General features: G+C 54.3%; 17 protein-coding genes and 27 other annotated features. Of the genes, 9 read left to right on the top strand and 8 right to left on the bottom strand.

Annotated elements, in window-relative coordinates; genetic code table 11:
• Positions 1-60: 60 nt before the first annotated feature.
• Positions 61-2,672, bottom strand: a protein-coding gene (acnB, locus tag STM0158) for an aconitate hydratase 2 (protein NP_459163.1). Within the gene, positions 61-2,658 belong to an annotated coding region; the region does not span the whole gene.
• Positions 2,667-2,672, bottom strand: a ribosome-binding site (putative RBS for acnB; RegulonDB:STMS1H000537). Its footprint overlaps the gene before it by 6 nt.
• Before the next feature lie 354 nt (positions 2,673-3,026).
• Positions 3,027-3,032 (top strand) — a ribosome-binding site (putative RBS for yacH; RegulonDB:STMS1H000536).
• Between acnB and yacH the strand changes: the two genes are divergently transcribed.
• The gene (gene yacH / locus STM0157; RefSeq protein NP_459162.2) for a putative outer membrane protein occupies positions 3,027-4,669 on the top strand. Within the gene, positions 3,047-4,669 belong to an annotated coding region; the region does not span the whole gene. Its footprint overlaps the feature before it by 6 nt.
• 5 nt (positions 4,670-4,674) lie before the next feature.
• Positions 4,675-4,680: a ribosome-binding site (putative RBS for STM0156; RegulonDB:STMS1H000535), on the top strand.
• Positions 4,675-5,473, top strand: a protein-coding gene (locus STM0156) for a putative periplasmic protein (protein ID NP_459161.1). Within the gene, positions 4,682-5,473 belong to an annotated coding region; the region does not span the whole gene. It overlaps the preceding feature by 6 nt.
• A gap of 37 nt (positions 5,474-5,510) precedes the next feature.
• Here the strand turns inward: STM0156 and STM0155 are convergent.
• The 5 genes from STM0155 to pdhR form a co-directional block, all read right to left on the bottom strand.
• Positions 5,511-5,801, bottom strand: a protein-coding gene (locus STM0155) for a putative outer membrane protein (protein ID NP_459160.1). Within the gene, positions 5,511-5,795 belong to an annotated coding region; the region does not span the whole gene.
• Positions 5,796-5,801 (bottom strand) — a ribosome-binding site (putative RBS for STM0155; RegulonDB:STMS1H000534). (Overlaps the previous gene by 6 nt.)
• Before the next feature lie 282 nt (positions 5,802-6,083).
• The gene (gene lpdA / locus STM0154; protein ID NP_459159.1) for a lipoamide dehydrogenase (NADH) occupies positions 6,084-7,617 on the bottom strand. Within the gene, positions 6,084-7,508 belong to an annotated coding region; the region does not span the whole gene.
• Positions 7,512-7,517: a ribosome-binding site (putative RBS for lpdA; RegulonDB:STMS1H000533), on the bottom strand. Its footprint overlaps the gene before it by 6 nt.
• Positions 7,585-7,593: a -10 signal (putative -10_signal for lpdA; RegulonDB:STMLTH004495), on the bottom strand.
• Positions 7,609-7,617: a -35 signal (putative -35_signal for lpdA; RegulonDB:STMLTH004495), on the bottom strand.
• 83 nt (positions 7,618-7,700) lie before the next feature.
• Positions 7,701-7,717: a protein binding site (putative binding site for FIS, RegulonDB: STMS1H000144), on the bottom strand.
• Positions 7,708-9,611 (bottom strand): pyruvate dehydrogenase gene (aceF, locus tag STM0153; RefSeq protein ID NP_459158.2). Within the gene, positions 7,708-9,597 belong to an annotated coding region; the region does not span the whole gene. Its footprint overlaps the feature before it by 10 nt.
• Positions 9,606-9,611 (bottom strand) — a ribosome-binding site (putative RBS for aceF; RegulonDB:STMS1H000532). (Overlaps the previous gene by 6 nt.)
• The gene (aceE, locus tag STM0152; RefSeq protein ID NP_459157.1) for a pyruvate dehydrogenase, decarboxylase component occupies positions 9,612-12,288 on the bottom strand. Within the gene, positions 9,612-12,275 belong to an annotated coding region; the region does not span the whole gene.
• Positions 12,283-12,288 (bottom strand) — a ribosome-binding site (putative RBS for aceE; RegulonDB:STMS1H000531). (Overlaps the previous gene by 6 nt.)
• 146 nt (positions 12,289-12,434) lie before the next feature.
• Positions 12,435-13,362 (bottom strand): transcriptional repressor for pyruvate dehydrogenase complex (GntR family) gene (gene pdhR / locus STM0151; RefSeq protein ID NP_459156.1). Within the gene, positions 12,435-13,199 belong to an annotated coding region; the region does not span the whole gene.
• Positions 13,203-13,208 (bottom strand) — a ribosome-binding site (putative RBS for pdhR; RegulonDB:STMS1H000530). Its footprint overlaps the gene before it by 6 nt.
• Positions 13,229-13,251, bottom strand: a protein binding site (putative binding site for PdhR, RegulonDB: STMS1H000337).
• Positions 13,327-13,335: a -10 signal (putative -10_signal for pdhR; RegulonDB:STMLTH004493), on the bottom strand.
• Positions 13,354-13,362, bottom strand: a -35 signal (putative -35_signal for pdhR; RegulonDB:STMLTH004493).
• Positions 13,363-13,652: 290 nt before the next feature.
• Positions 13,653-13,677 (top strand) — a protein binding site (putative binding site for TyrR, RegulonDB: STMS1H000393).
• Positions 13,677-13,699 (top strand) — a protein binding site (putative binding site for TyrR, RegulonDB: STMS1H000391). It overlaps the preceding feature by 1 nt.
• 3 nt (positions 13,700-13,702) lie before the next feature.
• Positions 13,703-13,711, top strand: a -35 signal (putative -35_signal for aroP; RegulonDB:STMLTH004492).
• Between pdhR and aroP the strand changes: the two genes are divergently transcribed.
• From aroP to STM0148, 3 genes are all read left to right on the top strand, one after another.
• The gene (gene aroP / locus STM0150) for an APC family aromatic amino acid transporter (RefSeq protein ID NP_459155.1) occupies positions 13,703-15,135 on the top strand. Within the gene, positions 13,762-15,135 belong to an annotated coding region; the region does not span the whole gene. It overlaps the preceding feature by 9 nt.
• Positions 13,719-13,727: a -10 signal (putative -10_signal for aroP; RegulonDB:STMLTH004492), on the top strand. It overlaps the preceding gene by 9 nt.
• Positions 13,754-13,759: a ribosome-binding site (putative RBS for aroP; RegulonDB:STMS1H000529), on the top strand.
• Positions 15,136-15,287: 152 nt before the next feature.
• Positions 15,288-15,293 (top strand) — a ribosome-binding site (putative RBS for STM0149; RegulonDB:STMS1H000528).
• Positions 15,288-16,705 (top strand): putative permease of the Na+:galactoside symporter family gene (locus STM0149; protein ID NP_459154.1). Within the gene, positions 15,299-16,705 belong to an annotated coding region; the region does not span the whole gene. (Overlaps the previous feature by 6 nt.)
• Positions 16,693-16,698: a ribosome-binding site (putative RBS for STM0148; RegulonDB:STMS1H000527), on the top strand. Its footprint overlaps the gene before it by 6 nt.
• Positions 16,693-17,655 (top strand): putative cytoplasmic protein gene (locus tag STM0148; RefSeq protein ID NP_459153.1). Within the gene, positions 16,705-17,655 belong to an annotated coding region; the region does not span the whole gene. Before STM0149 ends, STM0148 begins: the two co-directional genes overlap by 13 nt.
• 91 nt (positions 17,656-17,746) lie before the next feature.
• On the opposite strand, the gene ampE is transcribed toward STM0148, so the two are convergent.
• Both ampE and ampD read right to left on the bottom strand, forming a co-directional pair.
• The gene (gene ampE / locus STM0147; RefSeq protein NP_459152.1) for a putative transmembrane protein occupies positions 17,747-18,612 on the bottom strand. Within the gene, positions 17,747-18,601 belong to an annotated coding region; the region does not span the whole gene.
• Positions 18,598-19,174, bottom strand: a protein-coding gene (ampD, locus tag STM0146; protein ID NP_459151.1) for an N-acetyl-anhydromuramyl-L-alanine amidase. Within the gene, positions 18,598-19,161 belong to an annotated coding region; the region does not span the whole gene. Before ampD ends, ampE begins: the two co-directional genes overlap by 15 nt.
• Positions 18,607-18,612, bottom strand: a ribosome-binding site (putative RBS for ampE; RegulonDB:STMS1H000526). Its footprint overlaps the gene before it by 6 nt.
• Positions 19,169-19,174: a ribosome-binding site (putative RBS for ampD; RegulonDB:STMS1H000525), on the bottom strand. (Lies within the gene ampD.)
• Before the next feature lie 61 nt (positions 19,175-19,235).
• Positions 19,236-19,241 (top strand) — a ribosome-binding site (putative RBS for nadC; RegulonDB:STMS1H000524).
• On the opposite strand from ampD, the gene nadC reads away from it, so the two are divergent.
• The 4 genes from nadC to hofC all read left to right on the top strand — a co-directional run bounded on the left by nadC (position 19,236) and on the right by hofC (position 23,388).
• Positions 19,236-20,142, top strand: a protein-coding gene (gene nadC, locus STM0145) for a quinolinate phosphoribosyltransferase (protein ID NP_459150.1). Within the gene, positions 19,249-20,142 belong to an annotated coding region; the region does not span the whole gene. (Overlaps the previous feature by 6 nt.)
• Before the next feature lie 209 nt (positions 20,143-20,351).
• Positions 20,352-20,357 (top strand) — a ribosome-binding site (putative RBS for ppdD; RegulonDB:STMS1H000523).
• Positions 20,352-20,801 (top strand): prelipin peptidase dependent protein gene (gene ppdD, locus STM0144; protein ID NP_459149.1). Within the gene, positions 20,364-20,801 belong to an annotated coding region; the region does not span the whole gene. Its footprint overlaps the feature before it by 6 nt.
• Positions 20,800-20,805 (top strand) — a ribosome-binding site (putative RBS for hofB; RegulonDB:STMS1H000522). Its footprint overlaps the gene before it by 2 nt.
• Positions 20,800-22,196, top strand: a protein-coding gene (hofB, locus tag STM0143; protein ID NP_459148.1) for a putative integral membrane protein. Within the gene, positions 20,811-22,196 belong to an annotated coding region; the region does not span the whole gene. (Overlaps the previous feature by 6 nt.) Before ppdD ends, hofB begins: the two co-directional genes overlap by 2 nt.
• Positions 22,173-22,178: a ribosome-binding site (putative RBS for hofC; RegulonDB:STMS1H000521), on the top strand. Its footprint overlaps the gene before it by 6 nt.
• Positions 22,173-23,388, top strand: a protein-coding gene (gene hofC / locus STM0142) for a putative component in type IV pilin biogenesis (protein ID NP_459147.1). Within the gene, positions 22,186-23,388 belong to an annotated coding region; the region does not span the whole gene. The genes hofB and hofC overlap by 24 nt, the downstream gene beginning before the upstream one ends.
• The last annotated feature ends 23 nt before the right edge of the window (positions 23,389-23,411 follow it).

Genomic DNA, 23,411 nt, shown 5'->3' with positions numbered 1-23,411 from the left:
AAAATACAGAAACATATAATATGAATAAAAAGGGGGCAATTAGCCCCCTTAAAATGTAAATTAAACCGCAGTCTGGAAAATCACGCCATCTGCTTTCTCGGTGTACTGAGAAAGCTGGTCAAAGTTCAGGTAACGGTAAGTATCCACCGCCGTCTTATCCACCTGTGCCACGTAGGTCTGGTACTCTTCCGGCGTCGGCAGTTTGCCGATCAGCGCCGCAACCGCCGCCAGCTCCGCAGAAGCCAGGAAGACGTTCGCACCGGTACCTAAACGGTTCGGGAAGTTACGGGTAGAAGTGGAAACCACCGTCGCACCGTCAGCCACACGCGCCTGGTTACCCATACACAGGGAACAGCCAGGGATCTCAATACGCGCACCGCTCTTACCGAACACGCTGTAGTAACCTTCTTCGGTCAGCTGCGCGGCGTCCATACGGGTTGGCGGCGCCACCCACAGGCGAGTCGGCAGTTGGCCTTTATGGTTGTCCAGCAGCTTGCCGGCTGCACGGAAGTGGCCGATGTTAGTCATGCAGGAGCCGATGAACACTTCGTCGATCTTCTCGCCCTGCACGTCAGACAGCAGACGCGCGTCGTCCGGATCGTTCGGCGCACAGAGGATTGGCTCTTTGATATCCGCCAGATCGATGTCGATCACCGCCGCGTACTCTGCGTCAGCATCGGCTTCCAGCAGCTGCGGGTCCGCCAGCCATTTTTCCATGCCCTGGATACGACGTTCCAGCGTACGGCGGTCGCCGTAGCCTTCGGCGATCATCCACTTCAGCAGGACGATGTTGGAGGTCAGGTATTCAACAATCGGCTCTTTGTTCAGCTTGATGGTACAACCGGCAGCGGAACGCTCGGCGGAAGCATCGGTCAGCTCAAACGCCTGCTCGACTTTCAGATCCGGCAGACCTTCGATTTCCAGGATGCGGCCAGAGAAGATGTTTTTCTTGCCTTTCTTCTCAACGGTCAGCAGGCCCTGTTTGATGGCGTACAGCGGGATGGCGTGTACCAGATCGCGCAGGGTGATGCCCGGCTGCATTTTGCCTTTGAAGCGCACCAGCACGGATTCCGGCATATCCAGCGGCATCACGCCGGTCGCGGCGGCAAACGCCACCAGACCAGAACCCGCCGGGAAAGAGATACCAATCGGGAAACGGGTATGGGAGTCACCGCCGGTACCGACGGTATCCGGCAGCAGCATACGGTTCAGCCAGGAGTGAATCACGCCGTCGCCCGGACGCAGAGAGACACCGCCACGGTTCATAATGAAGTCTGGCAGCGTGTGGTGCGTGGTGACGTCAACCGGCTTCGGATAGGCTGCGGTGTGACAGAACGACTGCATGACCAGATCGGCGGAGAATCCCAGACAGGCCAGGTCTTTCAGCTCGTCGCGGGTCATCGGGCCGGTAGTATCCTGAGAACCGACGGAGGTCATTTTCGGTTCGCAGTACGCGCCCGGACGGATACCTTTCACACCACAGGCGCGACCGACCATTTTCTGTGCCAGCGAGAAGCCACGGCTGCTTTCCGCCACGTCTTTTGCCTGACGGAAAACGTCTGAGTGCGGCAGCCCCAGCGCTTCACGCGCTTTGGTGGTCAGGCCACGGCCGATAATCAGCGGAATACGACCACCGGCACGCACTTCGTCAATCAGCACGTCGGTTTTCAGTTCGAAGGTTGCCAGTAGCTCGCCGGTTTCATGATTGCGTACTTCGCCTTTGTACGGGTAGACGTCAATCACATCGCCCATATTCAGGTTAGAAACGTCAACTTCAATCGGCAGCGCGCCCGCATCTTCCATAGTGTTAAAGAAGATAGGCGCAATTTTGCCGCCGAGGCACAGACCGCCGCCGCGCTTATTCGGCACGTTCGGGATGTCATCGCCCATGAACCACAGCACGGAGTTGGTCGCGGATTTACGGGAAGAACCGGTGCCCACCACGTCACCCACGTAAGCCAGCGGGTAGCCTTTTTTCTGCAATGCTTCGATTTGTTTGATCGGGCCGACAACGCCTGGCTGATCCGGCTCAATGCCTTCACGGGCGTTTTTCAGCATCGCCTGCGCATGTAACGGGATATCCGGTCTCGACCACGCATCCGGCGCCGGAGAGAGATCGTCGGTATTCGTTTCGCCGGTCACTTTGAAAACGGTGACGGTGATTTTTTCCGCCAGCGGCGGACGGCTCAGGAACCATTCGGCGTCGGCCCAGGATTGCATCACCTGTTTGGCATATTCATTGCCCGCTTTGGCTTTCTCTTCTACGTCGTAGAAGTTATCGAACATCAGCAGGGTGTGGGACAGTGCTTTGGCAGCAATCGGCGCCAGTTTCGCATCGTCCAGCGCATCAATCAGCGGATGAATGTTGTAACCACCCTGCATGGTGCCCAGCAGTTCAATGGCTTTTTCTGGGGAGACCAGCGGGGAGGTGGTGTCGCCTTTCGCGACAGCAGCGAGAAAACCGGCTTTAACATAAGCGGCTTCATCTACGCCAGGAGGAACGCGGTTGATCAACAGGTCTAACAGGAATTCTTCTTCGCCCACAGGCGGGGTCTTCAGCAGCTCGACAAGCGCAGCCATTTGGGTTGCGTCTAAAGGTTTTGGCACAATCCCCTGGGCAGCACGCTCAGCTACGTGCTTACGGTATTCTTCTAGCACGACGATATCTCCTCGCTCTCATTGTCATAATGCGGCGCTTTTGTTGATGGGCGATTCTCTTCACGCTCCTGTGAGACAGTAGTTAGTAGGGTAAATGCCCGGTACCGCATAAGGCACAATAACAGGATTTTCTTTAAGTGTTAATCTGTTTACAAAAAAGCAACATAAAAAAGTGGCTGAATCGTTAAGGATGGTCTAATGCTCTACTGAGACGGGAGCTGCAGCCATAAATGCTTACCTCATTTCGTGCTTTGATCGTCACGTAACGTTACCGATCCCAACATTAGCTAAAAATTAAACTATCGTCCCTTTATACTCACGCCAAACTGCACCCCGTCGGCGGCAGGCATAATGACCATAGCGATTCTCTGGAATCGGGAGAGATAAAATGACGTTGCCCTTTAAACCCCATCTCATTGCCCTTGTGTGCAGTGCCGGGTTATTTGCCGCTTCGGGCGTACTGTATGTTAAAAGCCGCGCTCCCGAAGCGCCCGCGCAGGCGGCAGCTCCCGCCTCTGAGCCAACGCAGACCGCTGTGCCCGCGCCTGTCGCGAAAACGACCTTTACCACTGCGCAAATTGATCAATGGGTCGCGCCTGTTGCGCTTTATCCCGATGCCCTGCTTTCGCAGGTGCTCATGGCCTCCACCTACCCGGCGAACGTAGTTCAGGCCGTCCAGTGGTCGCGCGATAACCCTACGCTGCAGGGCGATGCCGCTATTCAGGCGGTGGCCAGCCAACCGTGGGACCCCAGCGTCAAATCGCTGGTCGCCTTTCCCCAGTTGATGGCGCTTATGGGCGAGAATCCGCAATGGGTGCAAAACCTGGGCGATGCGTTCTTAGCCCAGCCACAGGATGTGATGGATGCGGTGCAAAGGCTGCGTCTGCTCGCTCAACAAACCGGTTCGCTAAAATCCACGCCACAGCAAACCGTCACCAGCGTGCCGAAGTCCAGCGCTTCTACCGCCGTCACGACGACAACCACCACATCCGCCAGTACGCCAGCGACACCGTCGACCGTTATAAAAATTGAACCCGCGAATCCGCAGGTGGTGTACGTGCCGAACTATAACCCCGCGACGGTGTATGGCGCCTGGCCCAATACCGCTTATCCGCCGGTGTATTTACCGCCCCCTCCGGGGCAGCAGTTTGCCGACAGTTTTGTTAAAGGTTTTGGTTATAGTCTGGGCGTCGCCACCACCTATGCGTTGTTCAGCAGCATAGACTGGGATGATGACGATCATCACCACCATGACGACGACCACCATGATGATGATTACCATCATGGTGGTAACGGTTATCAACATAATGGCGATAATATCAACATCAATGTCAATAATTTCAACCGGATATCCGGGCAAAACCTGCCGGGCCAAACGATGGGCTGGCAGCATAATCCCGCCTGGCGCAATGGCGTCCCCTATCCGAATAATACCGTTGCGCAACGGTTCCATCCCACCAATGTTAGCGGCGGGTTAAGCGCAACGCAGCAAGCGCCAGTGTCTCGCGACAGTCAGCGCCAGGCGGCCATGACGCAATTTCAACAGCGCAGCCATACGGCCAACGCTTCTTTGCCAGCGCCAGGCACCCGCGATGCCCAGCGTAAGGCGGCATCGCAGCAGTTAAATCAAATTGCCCAGCGTAATAATTACCGTGGCTATGACGGAACACAAAACAGCAGTCGTCGCGAGGCGGCGCAGCAGACACTGAATAAATCCACCACGCAGCAGCATCGTTCCGAGCTGAAGGCTAAAGCCCAGCAGCACCCTGTTTCACAACAGCAGAGAGACACCGCCCGCCAGCGTATTGAATCCTCTACGCCGCAGCAGCGTCAGGCATTTCGCCAGAATATGCACGCCAATGTGTTTAGCGGGAACGACAGTCGATCGCCGTCATGGCAATCGCAACAGCTACGCGGCCTGGAAAGCCGTCGCGGCAGTCACTTAAACACCGAGCAACGCGCCGCCGCGCGGGAACATTTTTCTGAACATCATGAATTTCATCGCCGTTAACCGGAGCAGATAATGAAAAAGGTTATGTTAAGCGCTCTGTTACTGTCGTTACCCTTGCTGGGCTACGCGCAGGAACGGTTCCCCTCCCCGGAAGCGGCCGCCAGCGCCTTCGCCGCGGCGGTAGCCGGAAAAAACGAAACGCAGCTTACCGCGCTACTGGGCGATGACTGGCGGCAATTTCTGCCGCCGGAAGGTGCCGATCCCGAGGCCGTGGCCCGCTTCAATCGTGACTGGCGCGAAGGCCATCGCATTGTACAAAAAGACAATACGGCGCACCTGAATGTCGGACGAGAAGACTGGCAGCTCCCGGTGCCCATGGTGAAAGAGACTGGCGGCTGGCGCTTTGATATGGCGGCAGCCGGGAATGAGATCCTCACCCGTACTATTGGGCGAAATGAACTTTCTACCTTACAGGCCATGCATGCTTACGTTGATGCGCAGCAGGATTATTACTTACAAAACCATCGCTGGGCGCACAGGATAATCAGTAGCGAAGGCCAAAAAGATGGCCTGTACTGGCCAACCAAAGCAGGCGACGTCCCCAGTCCGTTAGGCCCAAACTTTAGTCCCGCAGCGCCAGACGAGGGTTACCACGGCTACCATTTCCGTATTATCAGCGATAACGACGGTCACGGCGCGGCGCTTCTGGCCTGGCCGATGCATTACGGCGAAACCGGGGTGATGAGTTTTATGGTCAACCAGGACGATCGTATTTATCAGGCGGATTTAGGCAAGGAGACGGAGAGTAAAGTTCAGGCTATCACGCGTTTTGCGCCAGACGCACAGTGGCAGGTCGCCGAATAACCCGTAAGCGCCTGGCGTTATCGCCAGGCCATGATCATTAGCCCTGATGCGGCATTAATTCCGGATGGCCTTGTACCGGCGGCTTGTTGCTGGTCAGCGCAGCTTCATCAGCCTGAATGCTGCCGGAATTAGCCGCCCATACGCCTTCATGCGTGTGGGTGATCTGCTGATGCTGCGCATTCAAATCCTCGCCCATTGCCGCAATATGCGTGCTTTCCGTACCGCCGCTGTTAGTCGCCCAGGGGATGACGGGATCGCTGGCAAATGCCATGCCGGAAATCAAGGTCGCAGTTAGCGCTGCTGTTGTCAGAAAAAGTTTCATATATCAAACCTCATAATTAGCTCGCTATTATTTTATAGCGTTACCAATTTCAGGATGATGACAAAGTAAGGAGAGGTATTTCTTATGAAACAATTAGTTGGTCGAAAATGACAGACAAAGGCACTACCGACGGCATAAGCTTTGAAAAACGTACTGCTGCGGAAACGATAAATTTTGCGGTTTCGTTATCCTTCGCCATCATTTGACACATCTGATTTGCCATGCATAAAAAAAGCGGCTGTAAAGCCGCTTTTTTGTATCGGGTGGCGCATTGCCACCTACAGAAGATTATTTCTTCTTCGCTTTCGGGTTCGGCAGGTCGGTAATACTACCTTCGAACACTTCAGCAGCCAGACCGACGGACTCGTGCAGAGTCGGGTGCGCATGAATGGTCAGCGCGATGTCTTCCGCGTCACAGCCCATTTCGATCGCCAGACCGATTTCACCCAGCAGCTCGCCGCCGTTGGTACCGACAATCGCCCCGCCGATCACGCGGTGAGATTCTTTGTCGAAAATCAGTTTGGTCATACCGTCTGCACAGTCAGAAGCGATAGCACGGCCAGAAGCTGCCCACGGGAAGGTGGCGGTTTCATAGCTGATGCCTTTTTCTTTCGCTTCTTTCTCGGTCAGGCCAACCCATGCCACTTCTGGCTCGGTGTACGCGATAGACGGGATAACTTTCGGATCGAAGTAGTGTTTCTTCCCGGCGATAACTTCAGCGGCAACGTGGCCTTCGTGAACGCCTTTATGCGCCAGCATCGGCTGACCGACGATATCGCCGATAGCGAAGATGTGCGGCACGTTGGTGCGCAGCTGTTTGTCCACGCGGATAAAGCCACGGTCGTCAACTTCCACGCCAGCTTTGCCCGCGTCGAGGTTTTTACCGTTCGGCACACGACCAATCGCCACCAGAACCGCATCATAACGCTGCGCTTCAGCCGGGGCTTTTTTGCCTTCCATCGAAACGTAGATACCGTCTTCTTTCGCTTCAACGGCAGTCACTTTGGTTTCCAGCATCAGGTTGAATTTCTTGCTGATGCGCTTGGTGAAGACTTTAACGATGTCTTTATCAGCCGCCGGGATAACCTGGTCGAACATTTCAACCACGTCAATCTCTGAACCCAGCGCGTGGTATACGGTACCCATTTCCAGACCGATGATACCGCCGCCCATGACCAGCATACGCTTCGGCACTTCTTTCAGTTCCAGAGCGTCGGTAGAATCCCATACGCGCGGGTCTTCATGCGGAATAAACGGTAATTGGATCGGACGAGAACCTGCCGCGATGATCGCGTTGTCGAAGTTGATCACGGTTTTGCCGTTTTCGCCTTCCACTTCCAGGGTGTTCGCCCCGGTGAATTTACCCAGACCGTTGACCACTTTCACTTTACGGCCTTTGGCCATACCCGCCAGACCGCCGGTCAGCTGCGTGATCACTTTCTCTTTCCAGGTACGAATCTTGTCGATATCGGTTTTCGGCTCACCGAAGACGATACCGTGTTCAGCCAGCGCTTTGGCTTCTTCGATAACTTTTGCTACGTGCAGCAGCGCTTTAGAAGGGATACAGCCGACGTTCAGACAAACACCGCCAAGGGTGTTGTAGCGTTCTACAATTACGGTTTCCAGACCTAAATCAGCGCAACGGAAAGCGGCAGAATAGCCTGCCGGGCCCGCCCCAAGTACCACGACCTGAGTTTTGATTTCAGTACTCATCATGACCTCTTTATTTGTATCCGGCGGTCCGGGGTACTTGATCGCCCATCATCCACCGGGTCGTTCTATCCGCCCGTATCTTACAAAATTGTTAACAATTTTGAAACAACAAACGGATCACGAATTATCGCTTTCGCTAATAACCTCACAAACTCCATGAGATTATCAAAAAAAGCCGGCCGTCGGGCCGGCTTTTCGCTTACATCACCAGACGGCGAATGTCAGACAACATATTGTTGATAATGGTAATGAAACGCGCACCATCAGCACCATCGATCACACGGTGGTCGAAGGAAAGAGAGATAGGCATCATCAGACGCGGCACAAACTCTTTCCCATTCCACACCGGTTCCATCGCCGACTTAGAAACGCCGAGGATAGCCACTTCCGGCGCGTTAACAATCGGCGCGAAGTGGGTAGTTCCCAGGCCGCCGATGCTGGAGATAGTGAAGCAACCACCCTGCATTTCGCCAGCGGTCAGCTTACCATCACGCGCTTTTTTGGAGATGGTGGTCAGTTCACGAGACAGCTCGGTCACGCTCTTCTTATTCACGTCTTTAAAGACCGGAACCACCAGGCCATTCGGGGTATCAACCGCCACGCCGATGTTGATGTATTTCTTCAGGGTCAGACGCTGACCGTCTTCGGACAGAGAGCTGTTGAAGCGCGGCATCTGTTCCAGAGCAGCGGCAACCGCTTTCATGATGAAGACCACTGGCGTGTATTTCACATCCAGTTTGCGCTTCTCAGCTTCGGCGTTCTGCTGTTTACGGAACGCTTCCAGATCGGTGATATCGGTTTTGTCGAAGTGCGTAACGTGCGGGATCATCACCCAGTTACGGCTCAGGTTCGCGCCAGAGATTTTCTGGATACGGCCCAGTTCCACTTCTTCAACTTCACCAAACTTGCTGAAGTCCACTTTCGGCCACGGCAGCATACCCGGGATACCGCCGCCCGCAGCAGCCGGCGCAGCTTCCGCGCGTTTGATAGCGTCTTTCACGTAAGCCTGAACGTCTTCGCGCAGAATACGGCCTTTACGACCGGTGCCTTTCACTTTCGCCAGGTTGACGCCAAACTCGCGCGCCAGACGGCGAATCAGCGGAGTAGCGTGAACGTACGCGTCGTTTTCAGCGAACTCAGATTTGCCTTCCGCTTTTGCAGCCGGGGCAGCAGGCTTCTCAGCTTTCGCCGCCGGAGCCGGCGCCGCCGCTTCCTGTTTAGCCGGAGCGGCCGCAGGCGCTGCGCCTTCTACTTCGAAGACCATAATCAGAGAACCGGTTTTCACTTTATCGCCGGTGCTGATCTTGATTTCTTTCACGGTACCCGCGAACGGAGCCGGAACTTCCATAGAGGCTTTGTCGCCTTCTACGGTGATCAGCGACTGTTCAGCGGTAACTTTATCGCCGACTTTGACCATCACTTCGGTGACTTCAACTTCGTCGCCGCCGATGTCCGGTACGTTAACGTCTTTCACGCCCGTCGCTGCTGCTGGAGCAGCCGCAGCCGGAGCGGCTTCCGCTTTCGCTGGTGCTGCTGCGCCTGCTTCACCCGCCACTTCGAAGACCATAATCAGAGAGCCGGTAGAGACTTTATCACCGGTGTTCACTTTGATCTCTTTCACGGTGCCTGCAAACGGAGCAGGAACTTCCATAGAGGCCTTGTCGCCTTCGACGGTGATCAGCGACTGTTCAGCTTCTACGGTGTCGCCCACTTTCACCATCACTTCAGTCACTTCAACTTCGTCACTGCCGATATCCGGAACGTGAACGTCTTTCGCCGCTGCCGCAGCAGGTGCTGCTGCCGGCGCCGCTTCTTTCTTCTCTTCTGCCTTAGCAGGTGCAGCGTCGGCTGCACCTTCGGCGGAATCGAAAATCATGATAAGTGCACCGGTCTCGGTTTTGTCGCCGACAGAGACTTTGATCTCTTTCACGACGCCAGCCTGCGGAGACGGGACTTCCATAGAGGCTTTGTCGCCTTCTACGGTGATCAGCGACTGTTCAGCTTCCACTTTGTCGCCCACTTTGACCAGAATCTCGGTGATTTCAACTTCATCTGTCCCGATGTCCGGTACTTTGATTTCGATAGCCATTATTCTTTTACCTCTTACGCCAGACGCGGGTTAACTTTATCTGCATCGATGTTGAATTTGGTAATCGCATCCGCTACCACTTTCTTGTCGATTTCGCCACGTTTAGCCAGTTCGCCCAGCGCTGCAACAACCACATAAGAAGCATCAACTTCGAAGTGGTGACGCAGGTTCTCACGGCTGTCGGAACGGCCGAAGCCATCCGTACCCAGTACGCGATAGTCGTCAGCCGGTACGTAAGTACGAACCTGCTCGGCGAACAGTTTCATATAGTCAGTAGATGCTACAGCCGGAGCGTCGTTCATCACCTGAGCGATGTACGGAACGCGCGGGGTTTCCAGCGGGTGCAGCATGTTCCAGCGTTCACAATCCTGACCATCACGCGCCAGTTCGGTGAAGGAGGTCACGCTATATACGTCAGAACCTACGCCGTAATCTTTCGCCAGGATCTGTGCTGCTTCACGCACGTGACGCAGGATAGAACCGGAGCCCAGCAGCTGAACTTTACCTTTGCTACCTTCGAGGGTTTCGAGTTTGTAGATACCTTTACGGATACCTTCCTCGGCACCTGCTGGCATGGCCGGCATGTGGTAGTTTTCGTTCAGCGTGGTGATGTAGTAGTAAACGTTCTCTTGTTTCTCACCGTACATACGCTCCAGACCATCATGCATGATGACAGCCACTTCGTAAGCGTAAGCCGGGTCGTAAGAGATACAGTTCGGGATAGTCAGCGACTGAATGTGGCTGTGACCATCTTCGTGCTGCAGACCTTCGCCGTTCAGCGTAGTACGACCGGAAGTCCCGCCGATCAGGAAGCCGCGAGCCTGCTGGTCGCCAGCCTGCCAGCACAGGTCGCCGATACGCTGGAACCCGAACATAGAGTAGTAGATGTAGAACGGGATCATCGGCAGATCGTTGGTGCTGTAAGAGGTCGCCGCAGCCAGCCAGGATGCGCCTGCGCCCAGCTCGTTGATACCTTCCTGCAGAATCTGGCCTTTCTCGTCTTCTTTGTAGTAAGCAACCTGCTCACGGTCCTGCGGGGTGTACTGCTGGCCGTTCGGGCTGTAGATACCAATCTGACGGAACAGACCTTCCATACCGAAAGTACGCGCTTCGTCGGCGATGATCGGAACCAGACGATCTTTGATCGACTTGTTCTTCAGCATCACGTTCAGGGCACGCACGAAAGCGATCGTAGTGGAAATCTCTTTACTTTGCTCTTCCAGCAGCGCGCCGAAATCTGAAAGTTGAGGCAGCTCTAACTTCTCGGTGAAGTTCGGCTGACGGCTTGGCAGGTAGCCATGCAGCGCCTGACGGCGTTCATGCAGGTATTTGTGTTCTTCAGAACCTTCCGGGAAGGTAATGTATGGCAGTTTTTCGAGATCAGCATCGGCAACCGGCACGTTGAAACGATCGCGGACGTAACGCACGCCGTCCATGTTCATTTTCTTCACCTGGTGAGCGATGTTTTTGCCTTCCGCGGTGTCGCCCATGCCGTAACCTTTAATGGTATGGGCCAGGATTACGGTCGCTTTGCCTTTGGTTTCCTGCGCTTTTTTCAGTGCAGCATAGACTTTCTTCGGATCGTGACCACCGCGGTTCAGCGCCCAAATCTGCTCATCGGTCCAGTCGGCCACCAGGGCTGCGGTTTCCGGGTATTTACCGAAGAAGTGCTCACGCACGTAAGCGCCGTCTTTGGATTTGAAGGTCTGGTAGTCGCCGTCAACGGTTTCGTTCATCAGCTGGATAAGCTTACCGCTGGTGTCTTTACGCAGCAGTTCATCCCAACGACCGCCCCACATGACTTTGATAACGTTCCAGCCAGCACCTGCAAAGATGCCTTCCAGTTCGTTAACAATCTTGCCGTTACCGGTGACCGGGCCGTCAAGACGCTGCAGGTTACAGTTGATAACAAAGACCAGGTTGTCCAGTTTTTCACGGGTGGCGATGGTGATCGCGCCTTTGGATTCCGGCTCATCCATCTCGCCGTCGCCGAGGAAGGCGTAAACGGTTTGTTTAGAGGTATCTTTCAGGCCGCGGTGTTCCAGATATTTCAGGAATTTCGCCTGGTAGATAGCACCGATTGGGCCCAGACCCATAGAGACGGTCGGGAACTGCCAGAATTCCGGCATCAGTTTCGGGTGCGGATAGGAAGAGAGGCCATTGCCGTGAACTTCCTGACGGAAGTTATCCATCTGTTCCTGGGTCAGACGACCTTCCAGGAACGCGCGAGCGTAGATGCCCGGAGAGATGTGGCCCTGGAAGTACACCAGGTCGCCGCCATCCTGTTCGTTGCGCGCACGGAAGAAATGGTTAAAACAGACATCATAGATCGTGGCGGAAGACTGGAAGGACGCCATGTGGCCGCCCAACTCAAGGTCTTTTTTAGACGCGCGCAGCACGGTCATGATGGCGTTCCAGCGGATCGCAGAACGAATGCGACGTTCCAGCTCCAGATTACCCGGGTATTCCGGTTCGTCTTCAACGGCAATAGTGTTGATGTAATTACTGGCCCCTGCGCCTGCCGCGACTTTCACGCCGCCTTTACGAGCTTCAGAAAGCAGTTGGTCAATCAGATACTGAGCGCGCTCAACACCTTCTTCACGGATGACCGATTCGATCGCCTGTAGCCAGTCGCGAGTTTCGATCGGATCCACGTCATTTTGGAAACGTTCTGACATGGGGGTATTCCTTATCTATCTAATACGTTGAGTTATCTGGAACCTGTCCCATTAAACTTTCGTGAGAAAGCTTAATAAGACAGGTTCTGCGTTTAGTTGCCGCGCACATTTTTGCGCGTTATTCACAACATCTTCTGGTTAACGTTCTGCCAGAAAAAACTAATTCTTGCGCTGTTCCAGGCGGCGTAAAGCGCGTTCACGACGGCTCTCCTCACGGCTTCTGTCCAGCATAATCTCTTCGATAAACGCCAGATGTCGGTGTGACGCTTCACGCGCTTCTTCTGGTTTTCCGGCCATAATGGCTTCAAATATACGGGTGCGATGCGTACTCACCAGCGGCAGCATCTCCCGACGCGCATACAGCAATTCGAAGTTCTGCCGCACGTTTTGCGCCAGCATCGGCTCCATACACCTTAGCAGATGAAGCAATACCACGTTGTGCGCCGCTTCGGTGACGGCGATTTGATACTGGAGCACGGCTTCGGACTCGGCATCCAGATCGCCGGACTCTTGCGCCAGCTCAATAGCATGGTGCAGCTCGCGAATACGGTCTTTATCTTCGTCGGTGCTGCGCAGCGCCGCGTAATAAGCCGCAATGCCTTCCAGCGCATGGCGCGTTTCGAGCAGGTCAAACTGGGATTCAGGGTGATCGGAGAGCAGTTCCACCAGCGGGTCGCTAAAGCTCTGCCACAGGCTGCTCTGCACGAAGGTTCCGCCGCCCTGACGACGAAGCAACAATCCCTTCGCTTCGAGACGTTGAATCGCCTCGCGCAAGGAGGGACGGGAGACGTCGAACTGTTTTGCCAGTTCACGTTCCGGTGGGAGTTTTTCTCCGGGACGCAATGTTCCCTCAAGGATTAAAAACTCCAGCTGCTGCTCGATCACATCGGAGAGTTTTGGTTGGCGGATTTTGCTGTAGGCCATGATTTCCTGTCTTAAGCCATTTGCCCGGAGTCAATTGGTCTTACCAATTTCATGTCTGTGACGCTAAAGTAACAAAGTATTCACCTTCTGTCCATACAGGTTTTGATTGAAATCAGTAAAGGAGGCACATTTTAACAATTTTACAGAAATCATGTTTCAAAACTGTAACTGTGCACAAATGTTAAATTTACCCACCAGGAGGTAGATTTAACGTATTTGAAACGATAAAAAATCTCATCTGAACCGATTCAACAGTAGATTAAATGCATTTTTATGCATAAATAATGAATAAAAACAAATTAACATCTGTAAGGGAAAATAAAAGGAGGTATTTACAAGTGCTTTCTTTTTACGCAACTCGTCATCACCCCTGCACAAAGCAGGTGCATTCGCGGCCACATACCATTATTCTGATCAAGACGAAAGAGTTGAAGTGACATTTTAAAAAACGAGCTTGTAAATAAATCAATACAAAAAGCGGAATTGCAAACTTACACACGCACTACTGCATCGTTCAAAATAAGCGCGTTATGAATAAACCGCGCCCGATACACGAGGTTTTATGATGGACAGTCAGCAGCACGGCGAGCAGCTCAAGCGCGGCCTGAAAAACCGCCATATTCAGCTTATCGCATTGGGCGGCGCGATAGGGACAGGCTTGTTCCTGGGAAGCGCCTCCGTTATTCAGTCGGCGGGGCCAGGAATTATCCTGGGCTATGCGATTGCAGGCTTTATTGCCTTTCTGATTATGCGCCAGCTGGGGGAGATGGTGGTTGAAGAACCGGTCGCCGGCTCTTTTAGCCACTTCGCCTATAAATACTGGGGCGGCTTTGCCGGATTCGCTTCCGGCTGGAACTACTGGGTGCTGTACGTATTAGTTGCCATGGCGGAACTGACCGCAGTGGGTAAATATATCCAGTTCTGGTATCCGGAGATCCCCACCTGGGCTTCTGCGGCAGCCTTCTTTGTGATTATCAACGCCATCAACCTGACCAACGTTAAAGTGTTCGGTGAGATGGAGTTTTGGTTCGCCATTATTAAAGTGATCGCCGTCATCGCTATGATTCTGTTCGGCGCGTGGTTACTCTTCAGCGATACCGCTGGTCCGCAGGCCACCGTGCGCAACCTGTGGGAACAGGGCGGCTTTCTGCCGCATGGCTGGACCGGGCTGGTGATGATGATGGCCATTATTATGTTTTCGTTCGGCGGACTGGAGCTGGTAGGGATCACCGCCGCTGAAGCCGATAACCCGGAACAGAGCATCCCCAAAGCCACTAATCAGGTTATCTATCGCATCCTGATTTTTTATATCGGCTCGCTGGCGGTTCTGCTTTCGCTGCTGCCATGGACTCGCGTCACCGCCGATACCAGCCCATTTGTCCTTATCTTCCATGAGCTGGGCGATACGTTTGTCGCCAATGCGCTGAATATCGTGGTTCTCACCGCCGCGCTATCGGTTTATAACAGCTGCGTTTACTGCAACAGCCGTATGCTGTTCGGTCTGGCCCAGCAGGGAAATGCGCCGAAAGCGCTGCTGAACGTCGACAAACGCGGCGTGCCGGTGAGCTCCATTTTGGTTTCCGCCGTCGTGACTGCGTTGTGCGTGCTGCTCAACTACCTGGCCCCAGAGTCCGCATTCGGACTGCTGATGGCGCTGGTGGTCTCCGCGCTGGTCATTAACTGGGCGATGATTAGCCTTGCCCATATGATGTTCCGTCGCGCGAAACAGCAGCAGGGCGTGAAAACCCGCTTCCCGGCCCTGTTTTATCCGTTCGGCAATGTTCTCTGCCTGCTGTTTATGGCGGCGGTATTGATCATTATGCTGATGACGCCAGGTATGGCGATCTCCGTGTGGCTGATTCCGGTATGGCTGCTCATCCTGGGCGTCGGCTACCTGTGTAAAGAAAAAACGGCAAAAACGGTGAAAGCCCACTGATCGTGGCGTTACTTTTCCGCCCTCCCCGTCCGGGGAGGGTGTTATCTGCCTCACAGTTTCCCACGTATAACCATTTTATCCATATCAGCGGCGTGATCCTGCTACGCAAAAAAAAGCTCGCAGGCGAATAATTACCGCCATCATCTGATGGGGAGAAGTCTCAATGGATAAGGGCAGACTTTCGGTAAGAGAGAAAATCGGGTATGGCATGGGTGACGCCGGATGTAACATTATTTTTGGCGCTATCATGCTGTTTGTTAATTACTTTTATACGGATATTTTTGGTCTTGCCCCGGCGTTAGTCGGTGTTTTACTCCTTTCAGTACGCGTTATCGATGCCGTTACCGATCCGGTGATGGGCGCGCTTGCCGATCGTACCCAAAGTAAATATGGTCGTTTCCGCCCCTGGCTACTGTGGATTGCATTTCCCTACGCGCTGTTCAGCGTTCTGATGTTCACGACGCCGGACTGGGGCTATAACAGCAAAGTTGTCTATGCTTTCGTCACCTATTTTCTGCTTTCCGTGACCTACACCGCCATCAATATTCCCTATTGCTCACTGGGCGGCGTGATCACTAACGATCCAAAAGAGCGCGTGGCCTGTCAGGCTTATCGCTTCGTATTAGTCGGCATCGCGACGCTGTTGCTATCGTTAACGCTATTGCCGATGGTGGACTGGTTTGGCGGCGGCGACAAAGCCAAAGGCTATCAGTTGGCGATGACCGTGCTGGCGATTATCGGCATGGGTATGTTTCTGTTCTGCTTTGCCAGCGTCCGCGAACGCGTCCGCCCTGCCGTTCCGACGCACGATGATATGAAGAATGATTTCAAAGATGTGTGGAAAAACGATCAATGGGTACGCATTCTGCTATTGACCTTATGTAACGTCTGCCCGGGGTTTATCCGTATGGCGGCGACCATGTATTACGTCACCTGGGTGATGGGACAAAGCACCCATTTCGCTACGCTTTTTATTAGTCTTGGCGTGGTCGGTATGATGATCGGCAGTATGCTGGCAAAAGTCTTAACCGATCGCTGGTGTAAATTGAAGGTATTTTTCTGGACCAATATTGCGCTGGCGATTTTCTCCTGCGCGTTCTATTTCTTTGATCCGAAAGCCACCGTGATGATAGTGGCGCTCTACTTCCTGCTCAATATTCTGCATCAGATCCCTTCCCCGCTGCACTGGTCGCTGATGGCGGACGTCGATGATTACGGCGAATGGAAAACCGGCAAACGCATTACCGGTATCAGCTTCTCCGGTAACCTGTTCTTCCTGAAACTGGGCCTGGCGATTGCCGGGGCGATGGTCGGCTTTTTGCTCTCCTGGTACGGTTATGACGCCAGCGCCAAAGCGCAAAGCGCCTCGGCGATGAACGGTATTATGCTGTTGTTTACCGTTATCCCCGGCGTTGGCTATCTGATTACCGCAGGCGTGGTACGTCTGCTGAAAGTTGACCGTGAACTGATGAAAAAAATCCAGGACGATTTGGAAAAACGTCGCACTAATTACCGCGAATTGAGTGAGTTGCAGGAGCTCAACGCCGCTGAAAGCGTAAGGAAAGCCTGATGGCAAACTGGCCAAACCCGTTTATTGAACAACGTGCCGATCCGTTTATTTTACGCGACGGCAGCGATTACTACTTTATTGCCTCCGTACCGGAATATGACAGGCTGGAAATCCGCCGGGCTAATTCGCTGGAAGGGTTGCGCGCCGCCGACCCCGTTGTCGTCTGGCGTAAACCGGAAAGCGGCCCGATGAGCCAGCTCATCTGGGCACCGGAAATGCACCGCATCAACGGCAAGTGGTACATCTATTTTGCCGCTACCCATACTCAAGCGCTTGATAAGCTGGGAATGTTCCAGCATCGCATGTTTGCCCTGGAGTGCGCCGATGCCGACCCACTCACCGGCAAGTGGACGGAGAAAGGTCAAATTAAAACACCGTTTGATACCTTCGCCCTCGATGCCACCACTTTTTATCATCAGGGAAAGCAGTGGTATCTGTGGGCGCAAAAAGCGCCGGATATTGCCGGTAACTCAAATATTTATCTGGCTGAACTGGAAAATCCGTGGACGATTAAAGGCGAGCCGGTAAGACTCAGTAAGCCAGAGTACGACTGGGAGTGTCGGGGTTTTTGGGTTAACGAAGGTCCGGCCGTCGTGGTGCATGGCGACAAGCTGTTTATCAGCTATTCGGCCAGCGCCACCGATGAAAACTACTGTATGGGATTACTGTGGATTAACGTAAACGACGATCCGCGCGATCCGGCCAACTGGCATAAATCACCGCGCCCGGTCTTTACCACCAGCTATGAGAATCGCCAGTATGGACCGGGACACAACAGCTTTACGCAAACGCCGGAAGGTGAAAATGTACTGGTGTACCACGCGAGAAATTACACCGAAATTGAAGGCGATCCGTTGTACGATCCCAACCGCCATACGCGTCTGAAACGGGTGCGCTGGGACGAAAACGGGATGCCTGATTTTGGCGTGCCGCCAGCCGATACGATCTAAGCCGTTGCACTGCCCGGTGGCGCTAACGCTTACCGGGCCTACAGATTTTTCCATTGTAGGCAGCATAAGCGTTAGCGCCATCGGCACAACGCTACACTAATGCCCCATAAATGGTGAGCAACGCAATAATCACCACCACCACAAACGAGGCCTTCTTCGCCATCGACACCGCCGCTTTGGGGGTTTCTACTTTGTCAGTATGCGGTTCGCGCGCCAGTGAGAACTGCGCCAGACGTGTGAGCACCTGATATTGCGAAGTATGCAGATCCGCCAGCGAGGCAAACCAGGCCGGCAACGCTTTCTCGCCATGCCCCAGTAATGCATACACTACGCCCGCCAGACGTACCGGAATCCAGTCCAGCACATGAAGAATAGCGTCAATGCCGGATTGCAAACGTTGGTGCGGCGTCTGATAGCGCGCCAGCCAGGTCTGCCAGGCCCGTAAAAACGCATAGCCCACCAGCGTTACCGGCCCCCACGGACCGCCAACGATAAACCAAAATAGCGGTGCGAGGTAAAAACGGAAATTTATCCATAACAACGCATTTTGCAGCTCACGCAAAAATTCACGCTCATTACAATCCGGCGGCACGCCGTGAATCAGCGTAAGCTCGCTGGCCATCGCCTCGCAAGGATGCGGATCGTTACGGGACGCCGCTTTCAGCCAGGCGTGATAATGTACTCGCACTTTGCCCGCGCCGATACACAGCACGCCCAGGAGAATCCACACCACCAGCGTCGGCACGTTAAATAGCAGCCCTTTTAACGCCTGGAGCAGTAGAAAAGTCACCACCATCGCGATCGCCGTCATTCCCATCGTGCGCAACATCGAAAAATGCGTAATCCGACGGAATAGCGCCTCCAGCCGATGATCGAGCTGCCAGTGCTCGCCCAGCTTAAACAGGCGCTCGACAATCAGCACCAGTAATGTCGTAAACAGCGTCATGTCATCTCCTTGTGCGACGAGAGGGCTACCAAAGCGCGAAAGCGCGGCCAGTCAAAGGCAGGGCCAGGGTCCGTTTTGCGGTCAGGCGTAATGTTGCAGTGTCCGGTCATATTGTCGGCGATCGCCGGATAGCTAGCGATAAGCGTGCGCGTCACGGCGGCTAGCTGCTGATACTGCGCATCGGTATAAGCCAGCGTATCCGTCCCCTCCAGCTCAATACCAATGGAGAAATCATTACAACGTTCCCGCCCCTGATAGTTTGACACGCCCGCATGCCACGCACGCTTATCAAAAGGCACATACTGGACGATTTCACCGTCGCGACGAATCAGACAATGGGCCGAAACACGAAGATGAGCGATTTCTGCAAAAAAAGGATGGGCGTCTGGATCTATCGTTCCGGTGAATAATGCATCGATCCACGGACCGCCAAACTCGCCGGGGGGCAGGCTAATATTATGCACCACCAGCAAGGACGGTTTTTCGTCATCCGGACGGCAATCATAATGCGGAGAAGGGACGCGTCGCGCCTCTACCAACCAACCCTTATCTGGCAACATGCGGAGTCTCCTTTTGAGTGGTGCTTATAGCTGCTTCAGAGTAGCATGTTTCTACCTTATGATTCGTTAGCAATTTGGAGTTTTATCATGCCGCCTCGCCGTTATAACCCAGACGACCGACGTGACGCGCTACTGGAACGCATTAATCTCGATATCCCTGCCGCCGTTGCTCAGGCGCTGCGTGAAGATTTAGGTGGAGAAGTCGATGCTGGCAACGATATCACCGCGCAACTTTTGCCGGCAGATACGCAAGCCCATGCCACGGTGATCACTCGTGAAGACGGCGTTTTCTGCGGCAAGCGCTGGGTTGAAGAGGTCTTCATCCAACTGGCGGGCGATGATGTGCGCCTCACCTGGCATGTCGATGACGGCGACGCCATTCACGCCAACCAAACAGTGTTTGAACTGAACGGCCCGGCTCGCGTATTGCTGACCGGCGAGCGCACGGCGCTAAACTTTGTCCAGACCCTTTCCGGCGTCGCCAGTGAAGTACGCCGCTACGTTGGACTGTTGGCTGGCACCCAAACCCAGTTGCTCGACACGCGTAAAACGCTGCCGGGTCTGCGCACCGCGCTCAAATATGCGGTTTTATGCGGCGGCGGCGCCAATCATCGTCTGGGCCTCACTGACGCGTTCCTGATTAAAGAAAACCATATTATCGCCTCCGGTTCGGTTCGTCAGGCGGTGGAAAAAGCGTTCTGGCTACATCCGGACGTGCCGGTAGAAGTCGAGGTCGAAAATCTGGATGAACTGGACGATGCGCTGAAAGCAGGCGCGGATATTATCATGCTGGATAATTTCAACACCGACCAGATGCGCGAGGCGGTGAAACGCGTCAACGGCCAGGCGCGGCTGGAAGTATCCGGCAACGTCACCGCGGAAACCTTACGCGAATTTGCTGAAACCGGGGTGGATTTCATCTCCGTTGGCGCGCTGACCAAGCACGTGCGCGCGCTCGATCTCTCCATGCGTTTTTGCTGATCCTCTCCACCCGATGGCGCTGCGCCGTCGGGTCTATAAATCACCTGTCCGTAGATCCGCGTCATTATTCGGTAAAATATTCGTAGCGCCTCGCAATAACGTTGCCGTGTCATGTAACGCAGCGAAAATCTTCAGAATCCGCCTTCCCGTTTTACCTTTTGCCGCTCGCCCGCTCTTCCCGCGTTTGCCACAGTAGCGCCAGCTAACTCAAGGAGCGAACAATGGAAAAACAACGCGGTTTCACGCTTATCGAACTGATGGTCGTTATTGGCATCATCGCCATTTTAAGCGCCATTGGCATTCCGGCTTACCAGAACTATCTGCGTAAAGCGGCGCTGACGGATATGTTGCAAACGTTTGTCCCCTACCGTACTGCCGTCGAACTCTGCGCTCTGGAACATGGTGGGACGAGCACATGCGATGCGGGCGTCAACGGTATCCCCTCGCCCGTCATCACCCGTTATGTTTCGGGCATGAGCGTGGAAAAAGGCGTCATCACGCTTACCGGCCAGGAGAGTCTGAGCGGGCTTAGCGTCATCATGACGCCCGCCTGGGACAATGCTAACGGCATTACTGGCTGGACGCGTAACTGCAATATTCAAAGCGACAGCGCGTTACAACAGGCTTGTGAAGATGTCTTCCGTTTTGACGCCAACTAAGGAGACAAGATGAAAGACGCTCAGCTCAACACCTTGTGTCAACGTCATCAGGCTGTACTGATCAATAGCGCCAGCAACAGTATCACTGTTGCGGTGGTCGACGCGCCCTCTCATGCGTTACTGGACGCTCTGCATTTCGCCACGCAAAAACAGATTGATATTGTGTGCTGGACTCGCCAGCAAATGGAAAATCATCGGCATAAGCCGGATCAGGCACCCTCGGCAAACGCCGCGAAAGGCGGAGAAACCGCAGCCCAGCTTCTCAATCAGACATTACGCTCGGCGATGGCGAAACGCGCCTCTGATATCCATCTCGAACCCGGCGCCAGCCGCTACCGAATAAGACTCCGCATCGACGGCGTTCTTCATATTCTGCAGGACATCGCCAAAGAGACGGGGCTTGCGCTGACGGCCAGATTGAAAGTCCTGGGAAATTTGGACATCGCTGAACATCGACTGCCGCAGGACGGGCAATTTACCGTTGACCTGGCGGGCGACAGCATCTCTTTTCGTATCGCCACGCTTCCCTGTAAAGAAGGCGAAAAAGTCGTCTTACGGTTGTTGCATCAGGTTGAACAAACGCTGGATCTGGACACGCTGGGCATGTACGGGGCACAACTTACCGCTTTTAGACAAGCCCTACAGCAACCTCAGGGGCTGGTACTGGTGACTGGCCCCACCGGTAGCGGAAAAACGGTCACGCTATACAGCGCGCTACAAACCCGGAATACGCCGGGTATCAACCTCTGTAGCGTTGAGGATCCGATAGAAATTCCACTGGATGGGATTAACCAGACGCAGATCCATCCCCGCGCCGGGCTCACCTTTCAAAATGTGCTGCGCGCGCTTTTACGCCAGGACCCTGACATCATCATGGTAGGTGAAATTCGTGACGGCGACACCGCAGAAATCGCCATTAAGGCGGCACAAACGGGCCATCTGGTACTTTCAACGCTCCATACGAACTCCACCAGCGAAACCCTGATACGTTTGCAGCAAATGGGCGTAGCACGCTGGATGATCTCATCGGCGCTTACGCTGGTGGTAGCGCAACGCCTGGTAAGGAAGCTTTGCCCGCACTGCAAACAGCGTCTGAGCGATCCCGTGGTGCTATCGCCCAATCTTTGGCCCAGCGCGATACCGCGCTGGCAGGCAAGCGGCTGTCAGCATTGCTACCACGGCTTTTATGGCCGAACCGCGTTATTCGAAGTGTTAACCGTTACCCCGGCATTACGTCAGTTAATTGCGAGCGGCGCATCGGCGCAAGCACTGGAAGCCCACCTCCAACAGACCGGTACAGGGACGCTTTTTGAAAATGGCTGTCGCGCCGTTGAGCAAGGCATGACGTCCTTTGAAGAGATACTGTGCGTTCTGGGAATGCCCCATGAGCGTTAAACAGCTCTGGCGCTGGCAAGGCGTTAACGATAAAGGTCAACTGGAACAAGACGTTGTATGGGCGGACAATCGTCTGGCGCTGATCATCACCCTGCAACATCAGCGCATTATGCCGCTTCGCATCAAGCGCATGGGCGTTAACGCCGCACTGTGGAAAGAAGAGCAAAGCGCTGAAATTATTCATCAGTTGGCCACGCTCATTCATGCCGGGCTGACGCTTTCAGAAGGGCTGGAACTCCTTGCGAAACAGCATCCCCACCGACAATGGCAAGCGCTGTTGCGCACGCTGGCTCACGAGCTTGAACAGGGCGTCCCTTTTTCCAGCGCATTAGTCTCCTGGCCGCAGGTATTTCCGCCGCTCTACCAGACGATGATCCGCACCGGAGAACTGACCGGCAAACTGGCCGAATGCTGCTTTGAACTGGCCCGTCAGCAAAAAGCGCAACGGCAGATTACGGTTAGCGTGAAAAAGGCGCTGCGCTATCCCGCCATTATTCTAACAATGGCCGCCCTGGTCGTTTTCGCCATGCTGCACTTTGTCCTGCCGGAATTTGCCGCCATTTACCGTAGCTTCAATACCCCGCTTCCTCTTCTGACACGCGGTATTATTGCGATAGCGCAATGGGGGTCGGCATGGGGTTGGCTCATCTTGTTCCTGACGATGCTCGTTGCTATCGCTCACCGCAGGGTAAAACAAAAGCCGTCCTGGCAAGCGCAGCGGCAGCGTCTTCTGCTACGGCTTCCCGTTATGGGTCGCCTGATAAGAGGCCAGAAACTAGCGCAAATATTCACCGTACTGGCATTAACCCAAAGCGCAGGTATTCCTTTTCTTCAGGGACTGGAAAGCGCTATCGATAGTCTCGGCTGCCCTTACTGGTCACAGCGTTTAACGCAGGTACATCAGGAGATCGCCGCGGGCAATCCGGTCTGGTTGGCGCTAAAAAATACCCAGGAATTTAGTCCGCTATGCCTGCAACTGGTCAGAACGGGCGAAGCGTCCGGTTCACTCGATATCATGCTGCATAACCTTGCCCGTCACCACAGTGAAACTACGCTGGCGCTGGCCGATAATCTGGCGTCGCTGTTGGAACCGGCGTTATTGATCATCACCGGCTTAATTATCGGTACGCTGGTAGTGGCGATGTATTTGCCGATTTTTCATCTGGGAGACGCGATGAGCGGGATGGGATAAGGCTGGCGCACATTTACGCCAGC

The organism is Salmonella enterica subsp. enterica serovar Typhimurium str. LT2 (genome assembly GCF_000006945.2).
Classification (GTDB): domain Bacteria; phylum Pseudomonadota; class Gammaproteobacteria; order Enterobacterales; family Enterobacteriaceae; genus Salmonella; species Salmonella enterica.
This window is presented reverse-complemented; position numbering and strand designations above follow the sequence as displayed.

Coding starts and splice junctions, on each gene's coding strand:
- pdhR (NP_459156.1), bottom strand. CDS start 13,199: ATGGCCTACAGCAAAATCCGCCAACCAAAACTCTCCGATGTGATCGAG.
- STM0155 (NP_459160.1), bottom strand. CDS start 5,795: ATGAAACTTTTTCTGACAACAGCAGCGCTAACTGCGACCTTGATTTCC.
- STM0149 (NP_459154.1), top strand. CDS start 15,299: ATGGATAAGGGCAGACTTTCGGTAAGAGAGAAAATCGGGTATGGCATG.
- STM0156 (NP_459161.1), top strand. CDS start 4,682: ATGAAAAAGGTTATGTTAAGCGCTCTGTTACTGTCGTTACCCTTGCTG.
- hofC (NP_459147.1), top strand. CDS start 22,186: ATGAGCGTTAAACAGCTCTGGCGCTGGCAAGGCGTTAACGATAAAGGT.
- aceF (NP_459158.2), bottom strand. CDS start 9,597: ATGGCTATCGAAATCAAAGTACCGGACATCGGGACAGATGAAGTTGAA.
- ppdD (NP_459149.1), top strand. CDS start 20,364: ATGGAAAAACAACGCGGTTTCACGCTTATCGAACTGATGGTCGTTATT.
- ampD (NP_459151.1), bottom strand. CDS start 19,161: ATGTTGCCAGATAAGGGTTGGTTGGTAGAGGCGCGACGCGTCCCTTCT.
- yacH (NP_459162.2), top strand. CDS start 3,047: ATGACGTTGCCCTTTAAACCCCATCTCATTGCCCTTGTGTGCAGTGCC.
- aroP (NP_459155.1), top strand. CDS start 13,762: ATGATGGACAGTCAGCAGCACGGCGAGCAGCTCAAGCGCGGCCTGAAA.
- lpdA (NP_459159.1), bottom strand. CDS start 7,508: ATGAGTACTGAAATCAAAACTCAGGTCGTGGTACTTGGGGCGGGCCCG.
- hofB (NP_459148.1), top strand. CDS start 20,811: ATGAAAGACGCTCAGCTCAACACCTTGTGTCAACGTCATCAGGCTGTA.
- nadC (NP_459150.1), top strand. CDS start 19,249: ATGCCGCCTCGCCGTTATAACCCAGACGACCGACGTGACGCGCTACTG.
- aceE (NP_459157.1), bottom strand. CDS start 12,275: ATGTCAGAACGTTTCCAAAATGACGTGGATCCGATCGAAACTCGCGAC.
- STM0148 (NP_459153.1), top strand. CDS start 16,705: ATGGCAAACTGGCCAAACCCGTTTATTGAACAACGTGCCGATCCGTTT.
- ampE (NP_459152.1), bottom strand. CDS start 18,601: ATGACGCTGTTTACGACATTACTGGTGCTGATTGTCGAGCGCCTGTTT.